General features: G+C 46.9%; 19 protein-coding genes and 1 pseudogene. 13 read left to right on the forward strand and 7 right to left on the reverse strand.

Going from position 1 to position 26,043, the window contains the following annotated elements:
• Positions 1-316: 316 nt before the first annotated feature.
• The 3 genes from AC5FXQ_RS02410 to AC5FXQ_RS02420 form a co-directional block, all read right to left on the reverse strand.
• The gene (locus tag AC5FXQ_RS02410; protein ID WP_493600905.1) at positions 317-1,129 is read right to left on the reverse strand and encodes a helix-turn-helix domain-containing protein; all 813 of its coding nucleotides are present in this window, start codon (positions 1,127-1,129) and stop codon (positions 317-319) included.
• 628 nt (positions 1,130-1,757) lie between these two features.
• A complete protein-coding gene (locus tag AC5FXQ_RS02415) occupies positions 1,758-3,173 on the reverse strand; it encodes a RagB/SusD family nutrient uptake outer membrane protein (protein ID WP_493600906.1) in 1,416 nt (471 codons plus the stop codon).
• 14 nt (positions 3,174-3,187) lie between these two features.
• A complete protein-coding gene (locus AC5FXQ_RS02420) occupies positions 3,188-6,301 on the reverse strand; it encodes a SusC/RagA family TonB-linked outer membrane protein (protein WP_493600907.1) in 3,114 nt (1,037 codons plus the stop codon).
• 795 nt (positions 6,302-7,096) lie between these two features.
• Between AC5FXQ_RS02420 and AC5FXQ_RS02425 the strand changes: the two genes are divergently transcribed.
• The 9 genes from AC5FXQ_RS02425 to AC5FXQ_RS02465 all read left to right on the forward strand — a co-directional run bounded on the left by AC5FXQ_RS02425 (position 7,097) and on the right by AC5FXQ_RS02465 (position 17,689).
• Entirely contained in the window at positions 7,097-8,077 is a 981-nt protein-coding gene (locus tag AC5FXQ_RS02425; RefSeq protein ID WP_493600908.1) for a helix-turn-helix domain-containing protein, read from the forward strand.
• Positions 8,078-8,374: 297 nt separating this feature from the next.
• Positions 8,375-8,551 (forward strand): hypothetical protein, encoded by a 177-nt coding sequence (locus AC5FXQ_RS02430; RefSeq protein WP_493600909.1) that lies wholly within the window; start codon positions 8,375-8,377, stop codon positions 8,549-8,551.
• Between the two features lie 61 nt (positions 8,552-8,612).
• Positions 8,613-9,776 carry a serine hydrolase domain-containing protein gene (locus tag AC5FXQ_RS02435; RefSeq protein WP_493600910.1) on the forward strand — a complete coding sequence of 388 codons (1,164 nt, stop codon included), beginning with the start codon at positions 8,613-8,615 and terminating at the stop codon, positions 9,774-9,776.
• A gap of 129 nt (positions 9,777-9,905) precedes the next feature.
• Positions 9,906-11,234, forward strand: coding sequence for a hypothetical protein (locus tag AC5FXQ_RS02440; RefSeq protein WP_493600911.1), 1,329 nt, complete (start codon positions 9,906-9,908; stop codon positions 11,232-11,234).
• A 93-nt stretch (positions 11,235-11,327) separates the two neighbouring features.
• Complete coding sequence (locus AC5FXQ_RS02445; RefSeq protein ID WP_493600912.1) at positions 11,328-12,704, forward strand: alpha/beta hydrolase family protein; 1,377 nt, start codon at positions 11,328-11,330, stop codon at positions 12,702-12,704.
• Between the two features lie 168 nt (positions 12,705-12,872).
• On the forward strand, positions 12,873-13,328 hold the full coding sequence (locus AC5FXQ_RS02450) for a YybH family protein (protein WP_493600913.1): 456 nt from the start codon (positions 12,873-12,875) through the stop codon (positions 13,326-13,328).
• A 216-nt stretch (positions 13,329-13,544) separates the two neighbouring features.
• Entirely contained in the window at positions 13,545-15,344 is a 1,800-nt protein-coding gene (locus AC5FXQ_RS02455; protein WP_493600914.1) for a M61 family metallopeptidase, read from the forward strand.
• 239 nt (positions 15,345-15,583) lie between these two features.
• Positions 15,584-15,946, forward strand: coding sequence for a transposase (locus AC5FXQ_RS02460; protein WP_493600915.1), 363 nt, complete (start codon positions 15,584-15,586; stop codon positions 15,944-15,946).
• A 516-nt stretch (positions 15,947-16,462) separates the two neighbouring features.
• Positions 16,463-17,689, forward strand: a complete 1,227-nt coding sequence (locus tag AC5FXQ_RS02465; protein ID WP_493600916.1) for an alpha/beta hydrolase family protein — start codon at positions 16,463-16,465, stop codon at positions 17,687-17,689.
• Positions 17,690-17,849: 160 nt separating this feature from the next.
• Here the strand turns inward: AC5FXQ_RS02465 and AC5FXQ_RS02470 are convergent.
• Positions 17,850-17,957 (reverse strand): annotated as a pseudogene (locus AC5FXQ_RS02470) (IS1 family transposase); the annotation flags it as partial.
• A gap of 487 nt (positions 17,958-18,444) precedes the next feature.
• Between AC5FXQ_RS02470 and AC5FXQ_RS02475 the strand changes: the two are divergent.
• Together AC5FXQ_RS02475 and AC5FXQ_RS02480 are read left to right on the forward strand one after the other, a co-directional pair.
• On the forward strand, positions 18,445-18,687 hold the full coding sequence (locus AC5FXQ_RS02475; protein WP_493601265.1) for a hypothetical protein: 243 nt from the start codon (positions 18,445-18,447) through the stop codon (positions 18,685-18,687).
• A 23-nt stretch (positions 18,688-18,710) separates the two neighbouring features.
• On the forward strand, positions 18,711-18,791 hold the full coding sequence (locus tag AC5FXQ_RS02480; RefSeq protein WP_493601266.1) for a JAB domain-containing protein: 81 nt from the start codon (positions 18,711-18,713) through the stop codon (positions 18,789-18,791).
• Between the two features lie 271 nt (positions 18,792-19,062).
• Here the strand turns inward: AC5FXQ_RS02480 and AC5FXQ_RS02485 are convergent, their stop codons facing one another.
• Complete coding sequence (locus tag AC5FXQ_RS02485) at positions 19,063-21,489, reverse strand: TonB-dependent receptor (protein ID WP_493600917.1); 2,427 nt, start codon at positions 21,487-21,489, stop codon at positions 19,063-19,065.
• Between the two features lie 278 nt (positions 21,490-21,767).
• On the opposite strand from AC5FXQ_RS02485, the gene AC5FXQ_RS02490 reads away from it, so the two are divergent.
• The gene (locus tag AC5FXQ_RS02490) at positions 21,768-22,886 is read left to right on the forward strand and encodes a sensor histidine kinase (protein ID WP_493600918.1); all 1,119 of its coding nucleotides are present in this window, start codon (positions 21,768-21,770) and stop codon (positions 22,884-22,886) included.
• Complete coding sequence (locus AC5FXQ_RS02495) at positions 22,867-23,628, forward strand: LytR/AlgR family response regulator transcription factor (RefSeq protein ID WP_493600919.1); 762 nt, start codon at positions 22,867-22,869, stop codon at positions 23,626-23,628. The genes AC5FXQ_RS02490 and AC5FXQ_RS02495 overlap by 20 nt, the downstream gene beginning before the upstream one ends.
• A gap of 860 nt (positions 23,629-24,488) precedes the next feature.
• On the opposite strand, the gene AC5FXQ_RS02500 is transcribed toward AC5FXQ_RS02495, so the two are convergent.
• Positions 24,489-24,992, reverse strand: coding sequence for a type II CBASS E2 protein (locus tag AC5FXQ_RS02500; RefSeq protein ID WP_493600920.1), 504 nt, complete (start codon positions 24,990-24,992; stop codon positions 24,489-24,491).
• Positions 24,949-26,037 carry an adenylate/guanylate cyclase domain-containing protein gene (locus AC5FXQ_RS02505; protein ID WP_493600921.1) on the reverse strand — a complete coding sequence of 363 codons (1,089 nt, stop codon included), beginning with the start codon at positions 26,035-26,037 and terminating at the stop codon, positions 24,949-24,951. The genes AC5FXQ_RS02500 and AC5FXQ_RS02505 overlap by 44 nt, the downstream gene beginning before the upstream one ends.
• Between the last annotated feature and the right edge of the window lie 6 nt (positions 26,038-26,043).

Consider the following 26,043-nt stretch of genomic DNA (forward strand, 5'->3'; position numbering starts at 1 on the left):
GAGCTAAGGTAAGGAGAGCAGGAAGTAAGGCAATTGTAGAATACTGCTAATTTGTCGGAAGCAGGTACAGCACAAGGAAACAGCCGGGCAGGTAATTTCACATAGCGTCAGGCAATGGAGCGTACTGGTCTTTCGGGGTGTACACCTTGTCTAAATGTAGCAGGTGTATTGGAGTGGTCTTCCACTGCACAGCAGCCTCATCTGCACGAAAGCAGAGAGGGAGAAGATATTTCAAGCTGCTCAATTCTTTTAAATCCAGATCAGAGTCCGCTAGCTTCAAAGCATCAGTACAACAATAAATTTATTTCCTGAGGGCTTAAAGTATGGCTTTCGACGGAGACACGCCCATGACTTTTTTGAAACTCTTGCTGAATGCACTAAGATCCGTAAAATTCAAAAGCGTAGCGATTTCAACCCAACTCTGCCCTTGTTTTTTGAGCTCAATACTTTTATCAATCCTCTTTTTAAACAGATAGTTATAGGGACTGTCGCCGAAGCATTGTCGAAAGAGCCTGTAGAACCGGAACTCTGACATGCAGCACGCTTCGGCAACCTCTTTCATGCTCAGCTCTGTAAAGAGGCTGTCATCTAAAACTTCTTTGCCAACAAGCAGGCGGCGAAACACTTCCTTACGAGTTGACGACTTCGCAGTCTGCAACCTGTAGTAAGAATCAACAACCCCTTTGTTTTCCTCAATGACCAAGGAAGTCAACTCATAAATCAGCTCTATGGCTGACACCTGTAGGGTTTGTGAAGCAGATGAAGAAATAAGGTTTGTCAAAAGGCGCTGCAGGTGGTTAGAAGCTTCAGCCTCCCGTATAAACAGATCCGGTGTCAGTAAATAGCGACTGATGTGATGATGGCTGTCCAAGTCATTGGGATGAAGCCACTGCTGCAGCACATCATTAACCAGTTGGGCATCAATATCCACACAGATACTCCAGGTTGCCTTGTTTTTAATCGTTACGTCCAACGATGGCACCGAGTCATTTACAAGAAAATACCTGCCCTGCGATACACTGTAACGCTTCCCCTGAAGCCAATAGTCTTCCTGTCCCTCAGCGGCAAATTTGATTCCCAGTCCCTGGGGCCGTATCTGGTCTTCGAAGGAAGTGAAAAAAGAACTCATGATTCTGTTCTCACTCGTTCTCGGTTTTAGGACATGGTAATTTTTATGATTGACATGCACAATGTCACAGCTACTACTGTACGTTTTGCTTTCGGGTATTAATACGCTTCTATCCAACATTTCCACTAAATAATTTTAATTAGCTCTTAAATATAAGGAAGAGAAAAATTAAAAGCAGCCAATAAATAACTGCCAGTAAAATAAGCAGGAAATCACAAGCAAACTGCTCTGATTATACTTTTTCTTTGCAATGGAGATACTATGACCGGACATGAAATCAGTGGACGATGCACATGTATCCGCTACCCCCTATCCCAGAGTTTAAAGCTATCCCCATCAGTACCCAGTAGCAATTTTAGTCGTAGCGGATCCTTAAGTGGCTGTTTGTTTAAGGTGAGATGTAAACTAACCCGTCCACCGCTACGGCTAAAATTGTTATCATTGGAGCCTGGGCAAATACCCCCCCTATTGACACGGCTTACGTTGGCTCAGATAAGAAGCCAAGACTTTCAATAGCTGATAAAAAAAGCGATGCAGGTTTGTTCCTGCATCGCTTTTTTTAATCTGAAGAGTTGGTTCAAGCTATCTCATTATTCAATCTTTTGACCTTCGCCTGAAGCACAGCCCTCTAGTAACCAGGGTTCTGCTGCAGCTTAGGATTAGCTTGAATATCTATCTGAGGGATAGGAAGAATCGTTTTATCTGACCCGTACGGCTGCAACTTGTTATTTCCATTGGCCGGAATATCCTTTTTGTTTCTTAGCAAATCAAACATTCCGTGACCCTCAAATGCTAACTCTCTTCTTCTCTCTAACAGAATCGTTTCCAACAGGTCTTGGCTGGAGGCAAAATCTGCAATTTGATAGGTAGTGCCTTTAGCGCGTCCGCTTACCGTATTTAACAAAGCCACAGCCTCCGGCTCTACGCTGTTAGACACTTTAACCAACGCCTCTGCTTTACTCAGCAGTACCTCCGGATACCGGATAACCGGGACCCAACTAAAGTTTCCGACATACTTGGTTGTGTACACCTTTCCCACAGCTAGCTTCGTGAGTGTTGTAATACGGAGGTCTGTACTGTTCTCAGAGAATAAGCTTAAATATGGATTGACTGATACGTCCTTCCGATGATCAGCACCATAATGCTGCCCCAACGAACTGTTCGTATTAGGATTGTCGTTGACATTATGCGCCACAGAGAAAATGGATTCCCATGTAGTGTAATCCGTAAATGCGGTGGCTGGAGCAGCATTTAATCTGTACCCCATGCCAGCAACCTTGTCTGCCTGCGCAATGGCTTTAGCATAATCCCCCTTATACAAATACAAGCGCATTAACAAAGCCTCCGCAGCCCCTTTAGTGGCACGTGCGACTTCCCCGAAAGCTACCCCCTTTCTGGAGGGCAAATGTTGAACGCCAAACGTTAAATCTTCTTCTATCTGGGCATATACCTGCGCGACAGTGCTCCTGGCTAATTGCGCCTCAGGTGAAAAAGCGTTTGTCGCATCATATGCTTTTAAAGAAATTGGAATACCAGGATGTGAACCGTCGGCAGTGAAGCTGAAAGGTTGCGCAAATAAATTAACCAGGTACCAGTGGTTTAAAGCTCGTATAAACCTGGCCTCTGCTTCATACTGCATGGCCAGTGCTGCTGTAGGAACTTTAGAACGGTTTTCCTCAAGCCCCTGTAAGAATAGGTTTGCGGTGTAGATAGCTCTGTAGCCACCAGTCCATGCCGCTGTTACGGTAGCATCGTTGGACAAAGGGCTGAATAATCCGATACCGCCAAAATAAGTGGCGGGGTCTGTATCTGCACCTCGTATATCCGCATACACTAAAACCCGGCCACCCAGGAAGTTCACATTCTGGTTATCGTCATATATGCCAATTACAGCTTTCTCTATTCTCTGTGGCGATGAGAAAACAGACTCCGGTGATAGGTTTTCAATTGGTTCTTTTTCCAGCACATCACAGGCAACAGACGTAAAAAGCAGTGCTCCCAGTAAAAAAGAAGATGCTATATTCCTTCTAATAATTTTTTTCATGATTTAAATAAAGCTTAAAAACCAACATTTACCCCTACTGTAAAGCTGCGAGCCTGCGGCACAGATCTGTTATCAAAGCCGTAGGCAATACTCACGTCTCTGTTTGTATTCACCTCCGGATCGGCTCCTTTGTATTTAGTCAGAACAAACAGGTTTTGGGCCTGTGCATAGAGACGGATGCTGCCCAGTCCGACTTTCTGAATAGCAGCGGAAGGCACATTGTAGCCCAGACTTAGCTGACGCAGCCGCAGGAAATCTCCGTCCTCAAGCCAACGGGTAGAGATGCGGTTAGACTGCGGGTCCTGCAGGTATAGCCTCGGCACATCCGTCACATCGCCAGGTTTCTGCCACCTGTCCTTTATCTCTACAAGGTTGTTGTTCAGGTAGCCTGTCATCAGGCCTGCACGTGTTTGGTTAAGGATTTTATTTCCCCCGCTGTACTGGAAGAACACACCCAGGTCAAACTGCTTATAGGTAAAGGTATTATCGAAGCCTCCAAACCACTTAGGATAGGGGTTTCCAGCATATACAGCGTCACTACCTGTGATAGGAGAGGTTTCAGTGCCATCAAGGAGATAGTACTTGTCTGTTGCAGGGTTATATTGCTTCACCACGTCATCTTTTGTTAAGAACATGGCAAAACCATTATCTGGATTCACACCAGCCCAACGAACAAGCTTGAACTCGCCTATACCGTGTCCGACTGCGGCTTCACTGTGGCCCGAACTATGGACAACCGGCACATCATTGAACAGGCTGGTCACCTCGTTTTTGATAGCGGTGAAGTTGACACTGGAAGACCATGTAAATCCATTCTTCTCCAGGTTCACAGTGTTTAGGGCCAGCTCTATCCCTTTGTTGTACATAGAGCCGATGTTTGTACTGACAGACGCATTGGGAATACCTGTTGTCCGGAATACAGGGGCATTTAAAACGAGGTCGTTGATATCGGTGTAAAAGTAATCGAAGGTCAATCCGATCCGGTTATTTAGCACGGACAGGTCAAAGCCTATATCCAGCTTGTTGGATGTTTCCCATTTCAAATTCCTATTACCGACCTGCACCGGGCTGAAACCGTTCTGCTCCACGTACAAGCCACCACCGTACAGTGTTCTTGAGGCAAAGTCGGCAATGTTGGAATTACCAACGATGCCATAGCTGGCCCGAAGCTTCAGGTCATCTAAGAATGTGAACTGCTTCATGAAGCTTTCCTGAGAGATCCTCCAACCTATTGAGCCCGCAGGGAAATAACCCCGCTTGTTATTGATGCCAAAGCCGGAGAAAGCATCGGCGCGCAGTGCTAGCTCTGCGTAGTATTTGTTTCCATAGTCATAGGAGAGGCGCCCGAAGTAGGAATCAAATCCATTATGTGTTTTCCCACCTTCCGAACCAGGCTGATAGGCAAATGACCCTGTGATGATGTCTCTAAAGAAAGGATCCGCAAAATCGCCTGCATACGCCCCTATATCGAACTGTTCTACTTCCTGGTACTCGATACCCGCAGTTGCCGACACATTGTGCTGGTTTCCGATCAATACATTGTAAGTAGCATAGTTAGACCAGTTCCACTGGTTCCTGCGCAGGTTGTTGGTTTGCACCAGGCCATTATAACTCCAGCCTAAGCCATAAATGCTGGGGTCACTGTATTGATTTTCGAAATTATCAATGTAATCAATGCCATACTTAGAGGTAATCTTCAGGTCTTTGATAGGCTGAATCTCTACATAGGCGTTTCCGAAGATCCGTTGAGACGTGTTATCATTTTGCTGGAGTTTTAAAGTACCGAGCGGGTGATAGAACCTGTTAAGGAAATACTGGGCATTCTTGTTGACACCATCGCCCAGATACCCTCCATCGTTCAGGTAATAGGACCCATCCCTATTATATACAGGCAGATTTGGCGCGGCATTGTAACCAGCCACTGTTACACCTGCCAGGTAGCTGTTGGAAAGTACGCCGTTGTTCAGTGTTTTGCTGTAGCTTGTACTAATACCGGCCCTTAACCATTCTTTTGGCGTTATATCCAGATTCAGTCTTGCAGAACCTCTTCTTAAACGGTTGGATACTACCACGCCATGCTGATCTGTATAGGATACGGACCCATAGTAAGAGGTTTTCTCACTGCCCCCGGACATGGAGAGCTGATGATTCTGTATATTTCCCCGTTGAAATACCTGGTCTAACCAATCAGTTCTGTCAGGTCGGCCATCTTCATCAAGATCCACATTGCCGGCAATAACACTTCTTGGGTCTTCCGGCCCAAAGCGGTTGGCTGCTTTTTCATTCTGAATGGTGATGAAGTCATCCCCGTTGAGGAGATCAGGTCTGTTTGCCACCTCACTGAAGCCAGAATAGAAGTCGTAACTGACTTTAGCCGTACCCGCTTTGCCTCTTTTTGTAGTGACCATCACGACCCCGTTTGCGGCTCTTGAGCCATAGAGTGCTGCAGCCGCAGCATCCTTCAATACCTCAATAGATTCAATATCATTGGGGTTTAGGTCCGCAAGCGGGTTGTACCGCGTGCCATTTCCTCCATTGAAAGTGTTCAGGTTGCTCACCTGTGCCATCGGAATGCCATCAATCACATACAGCGGCTGGGCGCTGTTGGAAATAGAGCCAACCCCACGAATACGTACGGTTACCCCGTCAGCAACAACCCCGGACGTATTTGTGATCTGCACACCTGCAGCACGACCCGACAGGGCCTGGTCGAAACTTTGAACCGGCTGATTCTCAATCTTCGCAGCTGAAATACTGGTGATGGAACCTGTCACGTCTTTCACATCCTGAACACCGTAGCCTACCACTACCACCTCCGCGAGCTGCTGCTGGTCGGCAGACAGGGCTACGTCGACAGTGTTACCGCTTCCTATGCTGCGTTCGATAGTCGTGTAGCCCAGATAGCGGAATATCAGGGTAGTCCCATCAGTTGGAACACTTAGCGTGTAAGAGCCATCCTGCCCTGTGAAGGTACCCGCTGTTGTTCCCTTCACTGCAACGCCAACGCCCGGCAGCGGCTGTCCAGTGCCTGCATCGGTCACTTTTCCTGAAATAGGTCGCCCCTGTGCCCATGCTTCACTACAAAGCATAAGCAAGAGCGCCAAGCCCATAAATAGAGTTTTTCTCATAAAGGTTAGATTAAATAAAAATAATTAAGAAGTATAAAAAGTGCGTGTAAAGCTTGTTAAGCAGCGCCACAGCTAGTTTCTGCTCCTGCTGCAACAGCGCATAAGTGCAATAAGAAGCAGCAGGAAATAAATTCATGATGTAGCGGATTTCTCCCCTGGTGAGGCTAAAAGGGTTACGCAGTCAACGTCAATCAATCATTTGCTTTTCTCCCTGTCTGTACTCAGGCTTCACCACAACACAACAACCTATTAGAAAAAGCACAATAACCCACTCCCTCTATAGCTGACACATCTGTTCGCTCATCTGCTGTTTTACGCTTGCAAAGAAAGCTATCCTGTAAGCAGACGAGTTGTATTATCCTGTCTATTAGAAAATGAGCCTCAAAATTTCAGAGGCTTTCCTACTGCCGGCATTGCTTGTGATTCTGCCTGCCTCCCGGGTGTCGAAGCCCGGCAGCAAAGGACTTTCTGTCCTGGACCCTGGCAGTTATAGAGACAAATCAATTTATCGTCTATAAATAATGCGGGTACATATAATAAATTTTGAAATAACTGGAGATAAGACAAATTTCACCTGAAAATAGCTTTGGCTAGCGCTGCCCTAACAAGGAAACCCACACCACTTTTGGGAGTGAGAAATGTCCGCCTCAATTGATTCAGTCGTGTGTTTGTTCCGGGGCAGGTCTTGGGGATACTTCCTGTACATCACAGAGCTCAGGACGTTGCAGGCAAGAGCGGGGGACGAAAGAGCAGGTCCCTTGAATTAAAGCTTCCTTTGCCGGATAGCCAAATCTGGTGGGCGAGCCTTCTGATGCATACTTATACTATAAAGTAATGGTCAATAAAATGGAATTGGGATCATCAGGAAAGCGTGCTATACCCTATAGTGGCCAGTGTGAGATCTTGCATGTGAATGACAACAACTGCGATATTCTTGAGCACATCAGGAGCGAGAACTGCATCATGAGCACGCTCTCTTCCTCATTGGAAGCAGAGTTACGCCCCAAAGGCCTTGCCTTAAAGTTTACCACGGATGGCCTGGAAACCTATTGGTTTCAGAACAGGCCGTTTAAAATCTCTACCGGGAAATACCTGCTGGTAAATGAGTCTGTGCCAGCCATGGATGTTGTCATTAAAAAGGTTTCTACGCTGGGAGTTTGCGTAGATATTGACGTGCAGCTCGTAAACGATCTGTTATACCAGCTATTTTCCCCCAATGATTTAGAGAATTATAACAACATAAGCAGGTACCTGCTATCACCGGAGCTCTTTGTAAGAGAAGCTGTAGCGGGAAAACCTCTCAAAACTCTTTTAAATCAGTTTGCTGCTATCTCCGTTTCAGAGAACTATGCAAGACCTGCCTTAGAATTAATTTACGAACTCATAACAGTACTCGTACAGGAAAACCTGGACTTTATTACCTCCTATTATAAGCTGCAGGCAACAAAGCTGTCTACACGAAAAGAACTTTACAGACGCGTACTGCTTGGCAAAGAAGCTTTGGACAACAGTATCTTCTCAGAAATGACCATCACAGAGGCTGCAGACATCAGCTGCCTTTCGGAATTCAGGTTTTACAGGCTTTTTAAACAGTGCTATGGTGTCAGCCCTTACCAGTACCTGATCAAAAGGAGAATCCAAAGCAGTATCGAGTTGAAGAAACAGGGGCTCACATGGAACGAGATTGCGCATAGCCTTAACTTTACAGATTTGGCAGCATTCAGCAATTGCTTCAAAAAGATCCACGGAGTGCCCCCATCTAAATTTTCACTTTAGCCAATATATAAAAATTACGGAGTGATCAGGCGCTTGAGTACGGGCTTCCTGTCGCTGCTTCCCCTAGCCTTTTGGTAAAAGCCAATATGGAGCAGCTAAAATTTCACTTTGATCACCCATGTATGCAAAAGGGCAGGATAATACAAGTTACCTTATTCGCAGAGTGGTAATTTTGATAAACCTGGAAAAAGGACTGCGTGACTAGCTAAGCCTCAGCCAGTTTATGACAGGTAAAGTAGCGCAGGTTATATTTATATAACAGCAGGCTGCATGCAGTAGACACCTAAACTAAAAATTATGAGAAGCGCGTTTCTTCTTATTATACTGGCCTCCTTGACAGAGCAGCAGGCAGTTGCCGCCCGCAATTTCGCCCGCATAACGGATCAAACGATAGTCATTACCTTCAGCTCCGCCCTCTTTACACTGGGAGACAAACCACTGGTGCAGGTTACTGACGGGTCTCCGGACCAATAGGACTGCCAGACGCACTACTTTAAAAACAAAAAACATTCTAAAACCAGATTCATCCTGTGTCATGAAAAGAATAATTTCCAGTACGCTTATTTTACTTCTGTGCTGCTTTACAGCCGCTGCACAAAACCCGGCACAGCTAAAGGCGATCAAGGCTCAGATGCAGGCAAAGCTGGATTCGCTTCAAAAGGCAAACGGCTTCCCAGGTGCTACCTTCGCAGCGGTGCTCCCGAACGGAAAAAAAATCACCATTGCCACCGGCATGGCAGACTCTGCCAGCGGCATTCCGATGCGCCCCGATAACCGGATGCTTTCGGGCAGCAATGGGAAAACGCTATTTGCTGCCTCGGCTATGGTGCTTGCAGAGCAGGGACTCTACAGCCTGGATGATAAGATCGAAAAATACATCGGCCAGGAACCCTGGTTCAGCAGAATTCCAAACGCGAAAAGCATTACCATGCGCATGCTGCTGAACCACACATCCGGCCTAGAGGAGTATTATCAGCTGGGGGACTTTATGCAGAAGCTGAAAGAGAACCCGGCCCGTAGCTGGGCTCCATCCGAGACCTTTGCCTATATCTTTGATCGGAAGCCATTATTTGAAGCCGGCAAAGGCTGGGGCTATGCCGATACAAACTATATTCTCTTCGGCTATATACTGGAAAAGATCAGCGGAAAGAAGATGTATGAGCTGGCTAAAAAGCTCGTCATAGAACCTTACCACCTGAACGACACGGAGCCCTCGGTTAAGCGTAAGTATGCCCGCTTTGCTGTGGGCTACTCAAAGGCAAACGGCCCTTTCCCTTTTGAAGGAGCCATGATTAGAAACGGAGAGCTGGTATTTAACCCACAGTTCGAGTGGATGGGAGGCGGCTTTGTATCCAGCGCCACCGACCTGGCCACCTGGGCAAAAGCCATGTATCACTTTAAAGCAATTCCTGTAGCTAAACGGGAAGAAATGCGCCAGGGTGTACCGGCCTATACTGGCAAGAACCACCTCTATGGCTTGGGTATACAGATCAGGCCGGGAGGCTTCGCAGGAAACGGCTACGGACACAGCGGCTGGTTCCCTGGCTATATCTCGGACGGCCAGTACTTCCCCGACCTGGACGTGGCCATGGGCATCCAGTTCAACACGGATAATGGCCAGCTCCTGAAAAGATCCACACACGATTACATGCTGGACATGGCCAGGATTATTTCCGCTGTGACTAACGTGCCTAATTGATAGCGGGCGCTTCTACCGGTTTTAGCCATGTACAGGTAGCCGCTTCTGCAATGAACAGCGGCTACCAGCTTTTAACGCAGGCGGGCAATACACTGCCATAACCCCCATATCACTATTAGATATAAGAGTATGAAAAAAAATTATCTCCAGCACCTGCTCACTATAGCATCTTTTGCTGCTGCTATTGCCTGTACGTCTGCTGTACAGGAAGAGGAAGAGGCACAGGTGCAGCAAATGGACGAACTGGCCGAGCGATATGTCAGCACAGTGTTGAAGATTGGGCAATACGACAGTGATGTTGTAGATGCCTACTATGGCCCGGAAGAGTGGAAACCGACTGGTGTGGCAACAGATACCTTTCCAGGTGATGCCTTTATCGGGGACTTAGGCCAGGTGCTTCAGGGGCTTGCTGCGCAGGACACAGTAGGTTTGTCTGCACTGGAAAAAAGAAGAATTGCCATGCTCCAGAAGCAGGTACAGGCAACCATGACCAAGGTAAGGATGATGCAGGGTGAAAAACTTCCCTTTGATGAAGAGGCACAACTCCTCTACGATGTAAAGCCTCCGCATTATAGCCTTGCTCACTTCGACTCGCTCCTAAGTACCCTGGATGGTATTCTTCCCGGGGAAGGCAGCCTGGCGGACAGGTGGTTTGCCTATCGCAACCGCTTCGTAATACCAAAAGAAAAACTCGACACAGTTTTTCAGGCTGCCATTGCAGAAGCACGAAAAAGAACGAAAACGCATTATTCCCTTCCTGATAAGGAGAGCTTCCAGGTAGCGTATGTAACTGACAAACCCTGGTCAGGCTACAATTACTTTAAAGGCAACAGCTACAGCCTAATCCAAATTAACACAGACTTTCCTATCCATATTGAGCGTGCCATCGATCTGGCCTGCCATGAAGGCTATCCGGGGCACCATGTGTTCAATGTGCTGCTGGAGCAAGAATTAGTAAATAAGCGCGGCTGGAAAGAATATGCCATCTATCCCTTGTTCAGCCCGCAATCGCTAATTGCTGAGGGCAGTGCCAATTATGGGATAGAGGTTGCTTTCCCAACACAGGAACGCATCCAGTTCGAGAAAGAGGTATTGTTCCCGTTAGCTGGCCTTAACCCTGCCGAGGCAGAGCGCTATTATGCCATACTTGCCCAGATAAGCCGCTTAAACTTCGCAGGCAATGAAGCGGCACGCTTATACCTAAATGGCGAAATAAGCCGTGAAGAGGCCGCAGATCTACTGGTAAAGTACAACTTCACTGAAAAGGATAAAGCTTTGCAGCGCACCCGGTTCTTTGACAGGTATAGAAGCTACGTCATTAACTACAACCTGGGGCAGGAACTGGTCCGACAGCATGTGGAGGTAAAAAGCAAAGATGAAAAAACTTCTGCAAAACCCTGGGAAGTGTTTTACGAATTACTGTCGAATCCCTACAGCGCTTCCATGCTCCAGCAATAACACATGTGTGGGAACAAGGCAAACCCGAAAAAACAGAAGCAGTGCTGAAATTGACTGGCTGACTATCAAACTCCAATACCCTATAATCAGAAAATGAAATTACTTTATTCATCTATCCTCCTGTTTTGTATATGGTTCACCCCTGCGGCCAAGGCGCAGGAGCTGAAGCGCAGGGCTTTTCTGGGGCTCCATACCTCTCCCCTTCCTGATTCCCTGGCCAGGGCCCACAATTTAGAAAATGGCTTGCTCGTAGCAGCTGTTGCGCCTGGGTCTACTGCCAGTGCGTTAGGTATCGGCAAAAATGACATTCTGCTCTCGGTAAACAAAAAGCACTTAAGTAAACCAAACGACATAGCAGAACTCAATAAAACGCTTTACCCGAATCAGGTAGTAACAGCGCAGCTTCTCCGTGGTGGCAAGAAAAAAAACCTCAAGGGCAAAGCAGTAGGAAGAACAGCGGAGGCGCCTGCCAATGCAAGCATCGTCTACAGCCAGGTGCCTTTTAAAGGTGGGCAGCTACGCACCATTACCTACAAACCTAAAAATGCGACTAAAAGTCCCGCTATTCTCTTCATCCCGGGCTTTCCCTGCCGTTCTATAGAAGACTACAACAACACTGCCTATGGTCAGCTTATAAAAGGCTGGAGTGAACTTGGCTACCTGGTTATGCTGGTAGAGAAACCGGGCCTGGGCGATAACGAGCTTACCCAAGACTGCATGCAGATTGACCTTTATACCGAAATAGAAGCTTTTGAGCAAGGGCTACTGGAACTGAAGCGCCTTCCGGAAGTTGACCATGAGAACATCTTCCTCTTTGGTCACTCCATGGGCGGCATTGTTGCACCTGTGATTAGTCAGAAACATCGCCTGAAAGGTGTTATGGTATACGGCAGCCCATACCGCCCTTGGTTTGAGTTTGCAGCCGATATGTTCCGATTTCAAAAACCACTAACAGGTACAGACTATGTGGAAAGCGAAGAAACAATGCGACAGCTGCACCATGTGCTTTATCGCTATTTTGTTCTGGGGCAACACCCAAGCACTATTGCCGCTGCCGACCCTGCCTATGAAAAGATTTTACAAGAGGAGTTTCAGTACAATGGCGGCGATGAGTTCTGGTCGCGCGACTACCGCTATTGGCAGCAGATTGATGAAATCAACCTCACCAAGGCATGGGCCGAAACGGAGGAATACGTGCTTTCCATCTGGGGCGAATACGACTTCCAGGTAGTGAATGCAGAAGACCATAAGCGTATTGCCGAAATAGTAAATCACTACCACCCCGGAAATGCTACTTTCCTGACCATGCCCAAAACTAATCATTCCTTTGTTATAGTGCCTGGTATGGCGGAGGGCGTGGCGCAAATGAACAAACGCGATCCGGAGTACAACAGAACCCACTTCAACACCAAACTTATTCAAGATACAGACACCTGGATGAAGAAAGTGATGCATGGCACTCCAGAATAAGAGCTCCTGCCGCAACCTAGTTTTTCAGACAGAGACTGCACCGAAAAACCTTAGCTTATGCCCCCTACTCAACAGAAACAGCTCTGAAGTTGCAAGAAAAAGAACCACTGCACCTTCAGACAGCAAGAATCGAATCTTGTTATAAACCCAAGTCCCCAAAATAAAACTATGAATAAAAATACTGCCTGTTTATCGCTTTGCCTGTACTTCTGTTTTGTGGCCGCAGCCTTTGGCACGGGAGCAAATCCTAAGATAGAGCAGGAACTTAACGTCTTCCTTAAAAACTACGTGGATGCAACCAATACCCACGATTTTGCTAATGTGCAACCACTGTTAATGCCTGATGCTGTATACTGGTTTAATAAAGACGAAAGTGTGGGCACGGCTGCCGTTAAGGTTAATTTTGAGCGAACATGGCGTTACCTGCCTGACGAGGTTTACGGGATTGAAAATATTAAATGGCTTTCGGTCGAGAAGCGTAGCGCCACGTGTATTTACGAATACACTTACCAGGGCACACATGATGGGAAACCTGTGAAAGGCAGAGGACGCGGAACAAGTGTGCTGGTAAAGCAGGATGGCAAATGGCGCATTGCACATGAACACCTTTCTATACCGCAGTAACCAAAGGCAGCATACAACTTTACTACTAACTTAACCCGGTTGCGGATGCGTGATCACTTCAAGAGGGGAAAGTATGTATCATGCCCTCTTCTGGGAAATAAACGGCAATTGGCATGAAGGGGACAGCCCCTATTGTAGAGGAGTTCCCGGCATTTATCTAACATTTTAACAACAACAGCTATGACTATAATTTGCTGTAACCTAATAAAAATCAATATGAAAAAAATTGCGCTCTCGTTGGGGCTATTCGCGTTTTTAGCCTTTCAACAGCCTGTAACGGCTGGTAGCTCTCCATCGCTTACTTACCAGGTAAACCTGAACGATCGGGCCGATGATCGCTTTAAAGTAACACTGGATGTAAAAGGGCTCAAGGCCGAGCATAATGTTTACCAGTTTGCAGCAACCGCCCCCGGTACCTACCAGACGATGGACATGGGCCGCTTTGTTCATAATTTCAAAGCTTTCGATAAAAAAGGGCGCGAGCTGGAAGTAAAACAGATTAGCACCAATCAGTGGCAGCTGAGCAATCCGGCCAAAGTACGCCAGATTACCTATCAGATATCCGAGACCTGGGATACACCAGTTGAAGAAAACAGAGTATACGCTATGTGCGGCACATCCCTGGAGAATGACCACGCGCTGATCAACGGACAGGGCGTGTTTGGCTACCTGAAAGGTATGCAATCGGCACCTATGCGCATCAGGCTGGAGTACCCACAGGAGTGGCAGGTAGGAACAGCACTAACGATAGATAAAGACGGCTATTATACAGCAGATAATTATGATCATATAGTTGACTCACCCATACTGGCAGGTACACTCACGAAAGCTGAAACAAAGTTCCGGAATACAACGATTGACATTTATACCTACTCCAAAACAGGCTTAATTCAATCGCAGGATCTCCTCAACAACATGACGGAAATGCTGGAGGCAGCCAATGCTTTTGTGGTTGACTTCCCCGTAGACCGCTACACTTTCCTCTATCACTTTGAAGATGAAACCTGGGGCGCCTGGGAGCACTCCTATTCTTCAGAGTACGTTTACAAAGAAGCACCGCTCACACCTGCCTATGCCAACCAGTTGACGGATGTGGCAGCCCATGAATTCTTCCACATCATTACCCCACTAAACATACACAGTGAGTTGATCGAACAGTTCAACTTTGTTACTCCTACTCCTTCTCAGCATTTGTGGCTCTATGAGGGGACCACGGAATGGGCCTCTGACATGATGCGGTTAAGAGGAAAAATGATTGACCTGCCAGCCTACCTGGAGGACATGACAGAGAAACTCATTTTCGATGACCGCATGGACAAGAACTACAGTTTGCATAAACTGAGTCTTACGTCCTATACACCGGAAGGCCAGAAGCAGTACGGTAATATTTACCACCGCGGGGCTGTAGTGGCAGCCCTTTTGGATATCCGCCTCCTGGAACTGTCGGAGGGGAAGCGTGGACTTCGGGAAGTGGTGAACGAACTCTCTAAAGAATACGGTCCTAAAAAGGCATTTCCAGAGGCCGAATTCTTTAACCTTTTTGCATCCAGAACATACCCTGAAATCGAAGACTTCTTTAACCGTTATGTAAAAGGCGCAGAAACCCTCCCCCTAAGTGATTACTTCGGTAAACTGGGTATCATCTATCAGGAATCAGTTAAAACAGGAGTTATGAAGCCACACGTAGGGTATGCTTTCGCATTCGCAGACGGAAGCATCGTTTTTACCAAGGTAGATGAAAAGCTTCAGAAAATGGGGCTGCAAAATGGCGATGTCCTGGTTGCATTCAACGGAGTAAACATAACGCTCGAAAATGCCCAGCAAGAGATTAAGAAACTATCCGCAGCCAGGCCGGGTGATGCCAATACTTACACCGTGCTACGCAACGGTAATAAACAGGAAGTAAAGACTACCGTTCTGGAGAAAGAAGAGGAGTTAAGACACCGGTTTAAGCTAGATGACAAGGCAACTCCAAAACAATTGACACTCAGAAACAGTTGGCTCAGCAATCTTTAGGGTTTTACAGGTCATCCCGCTCCGCCCTCCAAAACCATGTTTTGGGGGGCTTTTTTTGTTTACTGCTGCCGATGCAGCTGCCATTCGGTGCGGAAATGTGGACAATCCTGAGTGCCCGTTAGCGGTATAAGCATCAGGGTTCATGCTGCCATCTACATTGCCCGCACTACGGATAGCTCCTGCTTCGCCAAGGACGCTGAACTCAAGCGCAAGTACGATCTGCTCACCTCTGGAAGGGTGTGAACAAGGTGCTGGCTATCTCGCTGCTAGTCTATACCCATGGCTTTGCCAAAATGGAGGATGGGCGCAAACTGGCCTGCTACTGCGGCGTGGCTCCTTTCGAGTACTGCAGCGAAACGAGCGTGATGGGGAGAACGGGTGTGTCTAAGTTCGCCAACAAGGAGCTAAAACACATCCTCCACATGGCCGCCCTTAACAGCATCCACTTTAACGAGGAGTTCAGGCTCTACTTCGAGCGCCAGGTCGGGGAAGGAAAAAGCAAGATGAGCGTCATCAACGCCGTCAGAAATAAGCTTCTCCACCAGGTCGTGGCGGTGGTGAAACGGGGAACGCCTTATGAAGTGAGATTGAACAATATTTAGAGAGAAACCCTTGTTTTAATCATAGATTTCATCTCGATCCGCACGCCGTCCTCATGTTCTTTAATAGCTTTGATCTGTGTTTAGGTAAATCTTGTTTTCTCCATCACATTCTAAAGAATTAAGGATTTTGTAGCTCTTAATGGCTGAAATTTAGGGAAGTCAATAACCCTCAAAGGGCAATTTTTCTGACCACAGGGTGGATTAGCGGTATACGTAGCCAAAACAGTAACTTACAACAGATTTTCCTGCACATCCTATGCTGGAATTTTTATTAAAAGGTTAAAACGTGTTAACAGTTTGATATCAAGGTAAAAAGCTTATTAGGTTTATTTTTTCAAGATAAAATGACAGGATAGTACAAGAATATTCATCCCATAAAAAGCTACTTTGATTGAGAATTTTCCCTAAAAAAGAGATTGCCTGCAGTTCAACGGGGACTAATATCAGTCCCTGCCCTTTTAGGTTTCGAAAAGGGGGCACAGACAAGATCCATTATCATACCATTGACAAAAAATAATGCAACTACACAGTATCTCCTATTTCAAAAGAGCTACCTTAGGTTATAGCCTTCTTTTACTTTCTGTTATGTTTTCACCGCTGCCCTGTTTAGCACAAGTGGTTGAGTATGCTTTGCCAAAACCAACAGGGAGTTATGCGATTGGGACAAAAATACTGGAGCTGACCGATGATCAGCGGGGTATCCTGTTCAAAACAGACAGCAACAGAAAGCTGCCTGTACAGGTATGGTACCCGACAGATGCCTCATCAGGCAAATTGGCCCCTTACCTACCAGATAACCGACTGTTAGGGGTTATGCTTGAGCACCGCTATAATCACTTGGACAGCGCGTCTCTAGCTCGAATGGCCGGTTGCACCACGCATGCCAGATTGGATGCACCCATTATGAAGAATCAACAGTTCCCGTTGATCCTATTTTCCCATGGCCAAGGAGTTTCAAGAGTAAATTATACAGCGATAGCAGAAGAGCTTGTCAGCCAGGGTTATGTTGTCCTGATGATAGACCATCCGTATGGAGGCTTTACCCTTCTTTCAAACGGTAGCCTCCTAAGCGCTCGCTTAGATACACTTCTTTACTCGGAGCAGGCAGATGAAACATTAAAAGTGCGAATGGCAGAATGGTCACAGGACGCTATTTTTATACTGAATAAAACGTTCAGCAGGAATAATCCTTTAGGTTTCTTCCTTGCATCGCATATTGATCGCAACCGTATAGCTGCGATGGGACACTCACTTGGTGGTAATGTAGCCCTCAAGCTCTCTATATTTGATAAGCGCATAAAAGCAGGTATCAATTTAGATGGGGGGAGTTTCCAAGACATGAAAAATGTGAAGCTTGAAGCTCCTACTCTTACGCTTCGAAGTCAGCCGGTTTACTCTGAAGAAGATCTTAAAAAGCGAGGCCGCAGCGTGGAGGAATGGGAAGAAATGGGCAAAAAAATTGATCATAGCTTTCAGCGGGCACTGGAAGGGGCACAAGATGCCTATGAGTTAAAAATTGCAGGAACTGGCCATATGAGTTTCAGCGATGCTCCTTTCATACTTCCTGAAATGATAAACCGCTTTGGTGGCAAAATCATTTCTCCCCAGAAAGGGCATGACATTATTATGAAATCGATTCTTCACTTTTTGAATACCACATTTTATGCAGAGCAGCAGAGATTGGAAAATCTCATGGAAGCATACCCCGAAGTCAGCCTGAAGTCTTATAAAAAAACCAAGTGATACTTCCCCAGCCTCTTAAAGGAACATCGGCCTGTATAACCTAAATAGTACGCAGTCCGAATCCTTCTCATCACAATGATAGTAGGCCCGAGGAGTATACTTTTTCTGTAGTCGATAAAGTATAATGATTTAGGTAATAAAATATTAGCTTCATAGTGTTTTATTCTTTCTTGGAGATACAGGCAGTTTTCCTACCGATTCTCCTTTTCCCTGTTCCCAAGCACAGGGTCACACCTTCAATGCCTCTGGTGTAGGCTTTGCCCACCAGTTTATTCATCTGATCATTGTGCATCTGGAACATCTCCAGCAACAATATCGGCTCCTCCTCCACTCCTATCCACTTCTTCTTGAAGGCCTCTGTGGTGACGTGCCTGCCTCCAGCAATTCCCAGCATGGGGGTATGCCTTGGCTCTTAGCATGTCTAAGTGGGTGTTAACGCTTCGGGCCTCAGCCGAACTTCCCTTTACTTTGCACGCCTCAGCTGACCAGCGGGTGAGCGAGACGTAATGGTGTGCTCAGCTCCAGCCGCTAGCCCTGCAGCGTAACGCACAGGTAGTATGGCAGACAACCCATAAAAAATTCAATTAGACATTTTTACTGTAAATCGATTACATTATAATCTGTCATGGAGCGTGTAATGGGTATGCTTATGCACCTCCCCGATAGAATGCAGAAGGAAAAAGGCATCTTGTCATTATAGCTATAGAAGAAGCAGCCAAGGATCAGTTAAAGCATATTTAGTAAATAAAAAGTATATCACGTCGTACCATAACTATACCCATGAGATGGAAGGAATGGAAGGCCTGTGCTTTGCCCCTTTCCATATACTGCCAACAGAAGGCAAGGTGCATGTAGATCAAGCGCACACTTGGCATATGGAGCAGACAGGCGAGATCTGCAGGCAGGACGGGCAGTACTTGTTTATGACAGCGCTGCGTTTTGTGGATCTGGAAGATGCCGATAGTATAAACGCTCCGTCAGCTGGTGGACAGAAATAACGGCTGCAGGCGGGGACGGCACCGTGGCAGACCCCAAGCTCATCTTCGCCGCCGCCCTTAAAGCCTGCGCCTCGGGCATCATCCTCTCCCACAACCACCCCTAGGGCAACCTTAAGCCTAGCGCAGCGGACCTGCAAGTGACAAAGAAGATGAAGCAGGGCGGGGAGCTTTGGACATCGCAGTCCTCGACCACATTATTCTCACCAGCGAGGGCTATTACTCCCTGGCAGATGATGGGCTACTGAAAGTAAAAAAACCACTCCATTTGATATGGAGCGGTTTTTTTGTTCTGACGCTTTTCAGTCACTTACACTCTACTTTAAGTTAATCCAGTTTACACCTATACCTTCATTATTCTCTTCTTAAGCCTACCGATTAATTATTCCCTGCCCTGTTCACCTCTTCCAGGTTTACATTGCGCTTTTTCATGTCAACCCTTTCGCCTTTGTTAAAGCGATAGCGTAGGTTAATGCGGAAGCTCTGTGTGCCATGGTACTGCTCCGCGCTGATGGCATAGCCTTCTACCTGTGTCACTCCTGTTATCTTTTTGCTTCGGAAAATGTCAGTCACGTTCAGACTCAGGTCCAGTTTGTCGTTTAAGAAGGAGCGCTTCAGGCCGGCATCAACCCACCAGTTACCGTACAGTTCGTACAGACCATAGGCTATAGGTCCACGGTAACCGGCGTTCACCTCCAGGCGCACACTAGCCGGCAGCTGCACGTTGTGGTTCGATTGGGCCATAAAAGTTACCTGCTCATTCTCCAGCACCTGATCGCCTCTTTTCTGCGCAAAGCTCTGGTAAAGACCCGTTACTGTGTTGTTCATTTCCCACTTATCCGATACCCGCACCGGGGCCACCAATGTAGCGCTTATACTCTTCATGTCGTCCACGTTCTGCTGCTGAAACAAGGTTACCTCGTCTGATGATGTTTTTGCCGGAACTTCTATGATGAAATCCTTGGTGACTGCATAGTCCAGCACCAGGTTGTAACGCTGCTGCAGCGTTTGGGTAACGGAGAACGAATGGGTGTACTGTGGCTTCAGATCAGGATTGCCCAGCACCACAGAGTATGGATCCAGGTAAAATACAAAGGGGTTCAGTGCACTATACTTTGGTCTGCTGATGCGGCGGCTGTAGTTGTAGCTAATCTGGTAGTTCTCATTAACGTTTTGCTGCAGGAACAGACTTGGAAACAGGTCCAGGTAAGATTTTTTGGTGTGCTCGTTCAGCGTTTCTGATTTTCCGTTTGTAACGGTCTGCTCGGCGCGAAGGCCTCCCTGCAGCTTCCATTTGGCACCAAGGCTTGTAGAGAAATTAGTGTAAGCAGCGTAAATGTTCTCTTTGTAGATAAAGTGGTTGCTTCTGCTCTCATCCAGGATTTTCTTGCCGTCAGCCGTTTGATAAAACCTTAGCTCATTGTCGGACACGATGTGGCTGGCTTTGGCTCCCAGCTCCAGTTTGCGGCCTTTCGCAAGTGGCTTGGCAAAGTCTGCTCTGGCTGCGTAGATATCGTAATTGCTCGGGTTCTCGGAAGTCAGCAGATCGGTTATAACAGGAGAGCTGTTGCCAAGGCTGTCGTAGTTGTTCAGAAAGCGTGACTCGTTTTCGCTTGCAAGCCTCACGTAGTCCAGGTCGGCTGAAAGTGTCGTGCCGAGCGAATCCAGCTTGCCCAGGTAGTGCAGGTTAAAGGCAGTGTTGCCGTACTGTGTCTCAGCGTGGTTGTTTGCCTTTATATATAGGTCGTTCCCCGGCTGGCTGTCGCGCAGGTAGGCGTTCGTGTTGATCCTGTCCTCTGTGTTGTAGAAAGAAGCATTTGCCAGAAAACCAACGCTGTGCTTGCTGTTCAGGGTAAAGTCAGAGCCTAAGCGCAAAGCAGGTATAAAGCGGGTGCCCTTCTCCACTACATATTGATTGAGTTTTAACCCCTGCTTCTCCAGGTATATGCGCTGCATGTTGTTGGTGCGGTAGTGGGTGCGCTCAGCCACATCCAGGTTCACAAAGGAGTTCCACTTGCCCTGCTTGTAGTTCAGGTCCGTGCCGGCTGTGTAGCCATGAAGCTCGCTGTACTGGTACCCGGAATACACGCTGCCATTCATGCCGCCAATGGAGTTCTTTTTCAGGTTGATGTTAATGATGCCGGAGGCGCCCTCTGCCTCATACCTGGCTGAGGGATTGGTGACAATCTCCAGGTCCTTGATGTTGTCGGCTGACATGCTCTGCAGCAGGTTCTGCAGCTCCTTCCCTGAGAGGTAGGCTTGTCTGCCATCGATCATGATCTGCACACCGTCTTTACCATTTAGCTTGATATTGCCGTCCTGGTCCACCCATACGCCGGGTGATTTGGTGAGTACCTCAAAGGCTGTAGCACCCGCAGCCATGGCCGTCCCCTCTACGTTCACCACCATTTTGTCGGCATGTGCTACTATTGTAGGGCGCATGGCCTGCACGGTTACTTCGCGCAGCAGCTGGGCATCCTCTTTAAGGGTTAGTACCCCGAAATCTTTGCTGAAGTCGCTGCCCGTTACATCAAACAAGGCTGTCTCCGTGGAAGTATAGCCCACCATGCTCAGCTTTAGCTTATACTTGCCCGCGGCTGGCGTCACGATCTGAAAAGCACCCTCCATATCGGCAATCGTACCGGTTACCACGGCTTCGTCTGATGCCTTTATTACCGCTACATTCACAAAGCCAAGGGGCTGGCCCTGGCCATCTTGCAGAGCGCCCGAAAGTACACCTTGTGCTAAGGCTTCCTGACTAAGTACGGAGAGGGCCAGGAGAATCATGGATAGAAAACGTTTCATAGTTTTATCATTTAAGTTTTACATTCATTCCGCTTCAGCTCTTTCGCTGAGGTATGACAAAGATGTAAAGCCTTAAGGGCCTATGAAATCTGATTCTGATGAACCGGGATCTGAGGGGAATGAATCCGGATATGGGTTAGATGAAACGGAAGGCTTTGGTAATGAAACCGACGTTTAAGGTAATAAAGCAGTCCACGGAGAAGGCATGCATGCAGCCGTGATCCGCTGCAGGTTTGTTTCTTCCGATTAATATAAGTTTATTTCGAAAAAATGATGTGTTGAAACCATCGACACGATGGCAGATTGCAGGCAAATGCACGATGATGAAAATGCGCTTTAAGTATAAATCATTCCTAAGAAAGATCGCCACCGCAGCGCTGACGACTTTGCTTTTGTACTATGCCGTATTTTTTATACATCAGGGCACCATCTGGGCATTTAACCTGGGGATCCTGATAGAGCTCGCATTTGTGTTTTTCTTTTTGTTGGCCATTTTATGGTCGCACAGTCTCATTTCCAGAGCCTTCTCATCGGCACCAGCCCAAAAGCTTCCGAACTTCTGGAAATCCGTTCTGGAAGGAATGACAGTAGTTGTAAGCAGCATACTGATCTGCTATCTGCTGTACTTTTTGCCGTATATCTTCATTTTCTCTCTGGCAGGAATGGAGTTGAACCTGTTGCCGGAACGGATACGATTGGCTTATGTGATCAGCAGTTTTGCTTCGCTTTTCTTTTACTATTTTGTGGAGCGCCAGCGAAACATTAAACAGCTCCAGGCCGAGCACCTGCGTGCCGAGCAACTACAGAAAGAGAACTTCCGGGCGCAACTGGAGTCACTGAGAAACCAGGTAAACCCGCACTTCCTTTTTAACAGCCTAAACGTGCTCAACTCGCTTATCCATGTAGACCAGGACAAAGCCGCCACCTTCCTGAACCAACTGGCTGAAGTATACCGGGCGCTACTCGATAGCGGCGACAAGCAATTGGTGCCGCTTGAGCAGGAGCTGAGCCTGGCCAACGCCTATATTTACCTCCTGAAAACCCGTTTTGGTGACAATGTACAGTTCCAGGTGGACGTTCCTGCCAGGTACCTGCACCTGCAACTACCCCCTACTTCCCTGCAAATGCTGCTGGAGAACGCCATCAAACACAATGGCTCCACAGCAAAGAAGCCACTGCTTATCCAGATTTATACTGCTGAAAATAAGCTGGTGGTTGATAACAACCTGCAGCCCCGTCTGGATGAGGTAAAATCCACCAAGGTTGGCTTACAGAACATCAGCAGCAGGTATAAGTACCTGACTGATAAAAAGGTAGAAATCATGCAAAGCGAGGAGTCTTTTACTGTAACCTTACCCTTACTTGATGTAACAGCATATGAAAGTAGTTATAGTTGAGGATGAACAACTGGCTGCCGATGCTCTGGTTGCTATCATCAAAAGGCTCCGGCCGCAGACAGAGATCCTGGCCACACCAGGCTCTGTGGAGGAGACGGTGGAATGGTTTAGCCTGCACCAGACACCGGACCTGATCTTCTGCGACATCCACCTCTCCGACGGCAACAGCTTTGAGATATTCGGGCAGGTGGAAGTTAAGTGCCCGGTTATCTTCACGACGGCCTATAACCAATATGCGATAGAGGCCTTCAAAGTGAACAGCATCGATTATCTGCTGAAGCCCATTAATGCCGGAGATGTGGCCCAGGCGCTGATGAAGTATGAAAGCCTGCAGCAACAGCCGCCGCACCATATAGAGCATCTGCAGCAGTTCCTTCAGACGCAGCAGAAGCAACAGCAACACGCTAAAGCCAGGTTTCTCGTCAAGCACGGCCAGGCCATAAAGGCCGTTCCGGTACAGGAAGTGGCTTACTTTTGGGCAGAGGAGGGCGTTGTGTTCCTGGTAACGCAGCAAGGCAAACGCTTTATCATCAACTATACCTTAGACCAGTTGGAAGAGCAACTGGATAAAGCCACCTTCTTCCGGGCCAACAGACACCTGATTGTGCACATCAACGCCGTGCAGGAAGTACGACCCTATTTTAAAGGGAGGCTTTCATTGCTTCTAAATCCTGCCTCCGATAAAGAAGTTGTCATCAGCAGCAGCAAAGCCTCCGACTTTAAGGAGTGGCTGGACATGTAGAATCCATCGTATAATTCACTTCGCTGGCTCTTCAAGCAGGTAGCAGGGCGTAGACCTGGTGAGGTAATAATTAGTGGGCTTGTCCTAATAGGCTATAAGCTAAAAAGGCTCTACCTGCCTGAAAATATAAAAGCCCCCATTGCCTCTCAATTTGTTTTGCAAACTTGGCAAATACGTGGGGAAATGGTTCGATAAATCAATCCCTTGGTCTACTTGAAAGCATCTGAGAGGCTTTTTTTCATGCACTTCGGACACTATTCGGATGTTAAAGCTGCCTCTCATATACTACTGAACTGCAAGAAGTCCCTGCCGGTATAGACGCTTTGGGGCAGAATACACAGCTGTCATAGCTTATGTGTCTATCATAATCTTTATGGATAAGTTGGAATGCTATAAACTTTCTTAGTCCGACTGGTGAGCTTAGGAGGCTATGGAGAAACCTATCATGCCGCCAAAAAGAGAAAAAAGGTGCCCGCACTTCAAGGAGCAGCTGGTGATATGGTAGCGGTATAAGTTGTAAAGGGCTGGCAGGACTAAGGAATAGCTGTCATGCAGGGAGTCAAACCACCCACACAACTTGTTTATTATTAGCAATATACCACTCATATATACAGCGGACACCCGAATTTTCCACCTCTCAGAGGTTCCTAATGTCTGTTGTAATCAAATTTACTTCTTTTATATACTAACTAACCTCAAGTATAAAACGAGAAAAGTTAACCCGTTCTACTCTTTAGAAATTCCTACAATTAGGGATTGAATAATGACTCCCAAAATAAGAATGATAAAACAAGCTTCATCTAGCATTCATTGATGCCTTATAAATTTACCTTGTGTTAAATAAGAATCAAACTATGTAGCTAGCCATTGCCTGTATCTACATTAATATTTTTGTCGGACTCTTTCATGTGTGCAGGAGATTGTGGCCCTAACCAAACTCCCTTAACTAAGTACAACTCATAATAAATTATCCATTCACTGATCCATGGAATGGTGTACTCAAAGGTATTCACTCTCTCAGTCCAAGGCATATCAGGTGGATAATGAAGGCAAAGACTATGGTCTTTGTACATGTGTATTTCCACACATGGTTCTATCACTGGAGAGAGAACTGTAACCTTAGGCTCTTTGCCTGCCACCTGCTCCACCCTCACCTTGTACCGATCCTTGCAGAATTCAGGCTGAAGGAAGCCTATGCAGTCAAGCACGTTATCCTTGACCCTGAACTTGCAGGTCAGAAAGGTAAAGTGCTTTTCTAATAACCTTTTTTGGTTTGCTAAAAGAGCATATCTGTTTGTACCCTTCCCGTACCACTTGCTCCTACTCATCACAATGAAAACGATGGGGCTTATTTTGAATGCCAACCGGGTTTGCTGAAATATTTCCAAAGCTATCGGTAAAAGCGCTGCCAGTGCTCAACAGAGCAGCTTTCTGCATAAGTCCATTTATCCTTTCCTGCTCAGCTCTTTGTTCAGGAGATCGCTTGCGGAGCTTACCGCTTCCTTCCTCTTCTAGAAAATGTAGGCTCTTTAGGTATTTGTACCAGTCAAACGAGTACTGTGTGTAAAGGAAACCTTTATCCCGGTCTTCATATATATACCTCTTTGTAACTTCTCCTTTGCTGTCTCTTACGTAATCGAATAGCTCTTTGTCAAGAAGCTTAAGCCGTTGCTTTACGTTATCACCAACTACTACGCCATTCTCGCTTGCATAGGCCTGCATCTTACTTGCTAGACTTGTATGAAGACTGTTTGTTGTCAATTCACAGCAGTCCCCTAATCCGAAATTCGCCCACATTACCTGCTCATGATCTCCAAAGTCAATCCCAATCCTCGTGCTAATATCTTCTACCCCTTCCTCTTCAAATAGCTGCTTCAGATCATTTTTCACAAAGTAAGTGAAGAAGCTGGCCGCGCTCACAGCCATTTGCACAGATTCATCTTTGCCTATACTTTTCCCTCCGAAATAAACGAAAAGGCCATCACCCTGCAGGCGTTGTATGTGGCCCCGGAAAATTGCGCAGGTGTGGATAGCAGCTCGCTGGATAGTATTGGTAATGACGTAGATAGTCTGCAGATCATACTTTTTGTGCAGATTGGTTGAGCCTTTGATGTCAATGAAGACGGAGGTAATATAATGTTGCTCTGTGTTATCAGTTCCCTTCAGGTGCTTAAAGTCAGGGTGCTCACCAAAGGTTGCGGCACCTGCTTTGCTCAGTCCCATTGTTTTTCCAAGCTCAAGAAGGCCGGCCTCAGGGGTTAGCATGCTGGAATGGCTAAGCTTTATGAGAGGTGATGTTCTGTATTGAACTCCCTCTGCGAACATACGTGTTCTGCCCAGGCCCTTTTCTAAGCTAGACTGGGATAGGGCCGCTCTTATTGTGTTTGTGTAATCTTTATAAAAGTCCATTGTAAG

The organism is Pontibacter sp. LHS1 (assembly GCF_058932855.1).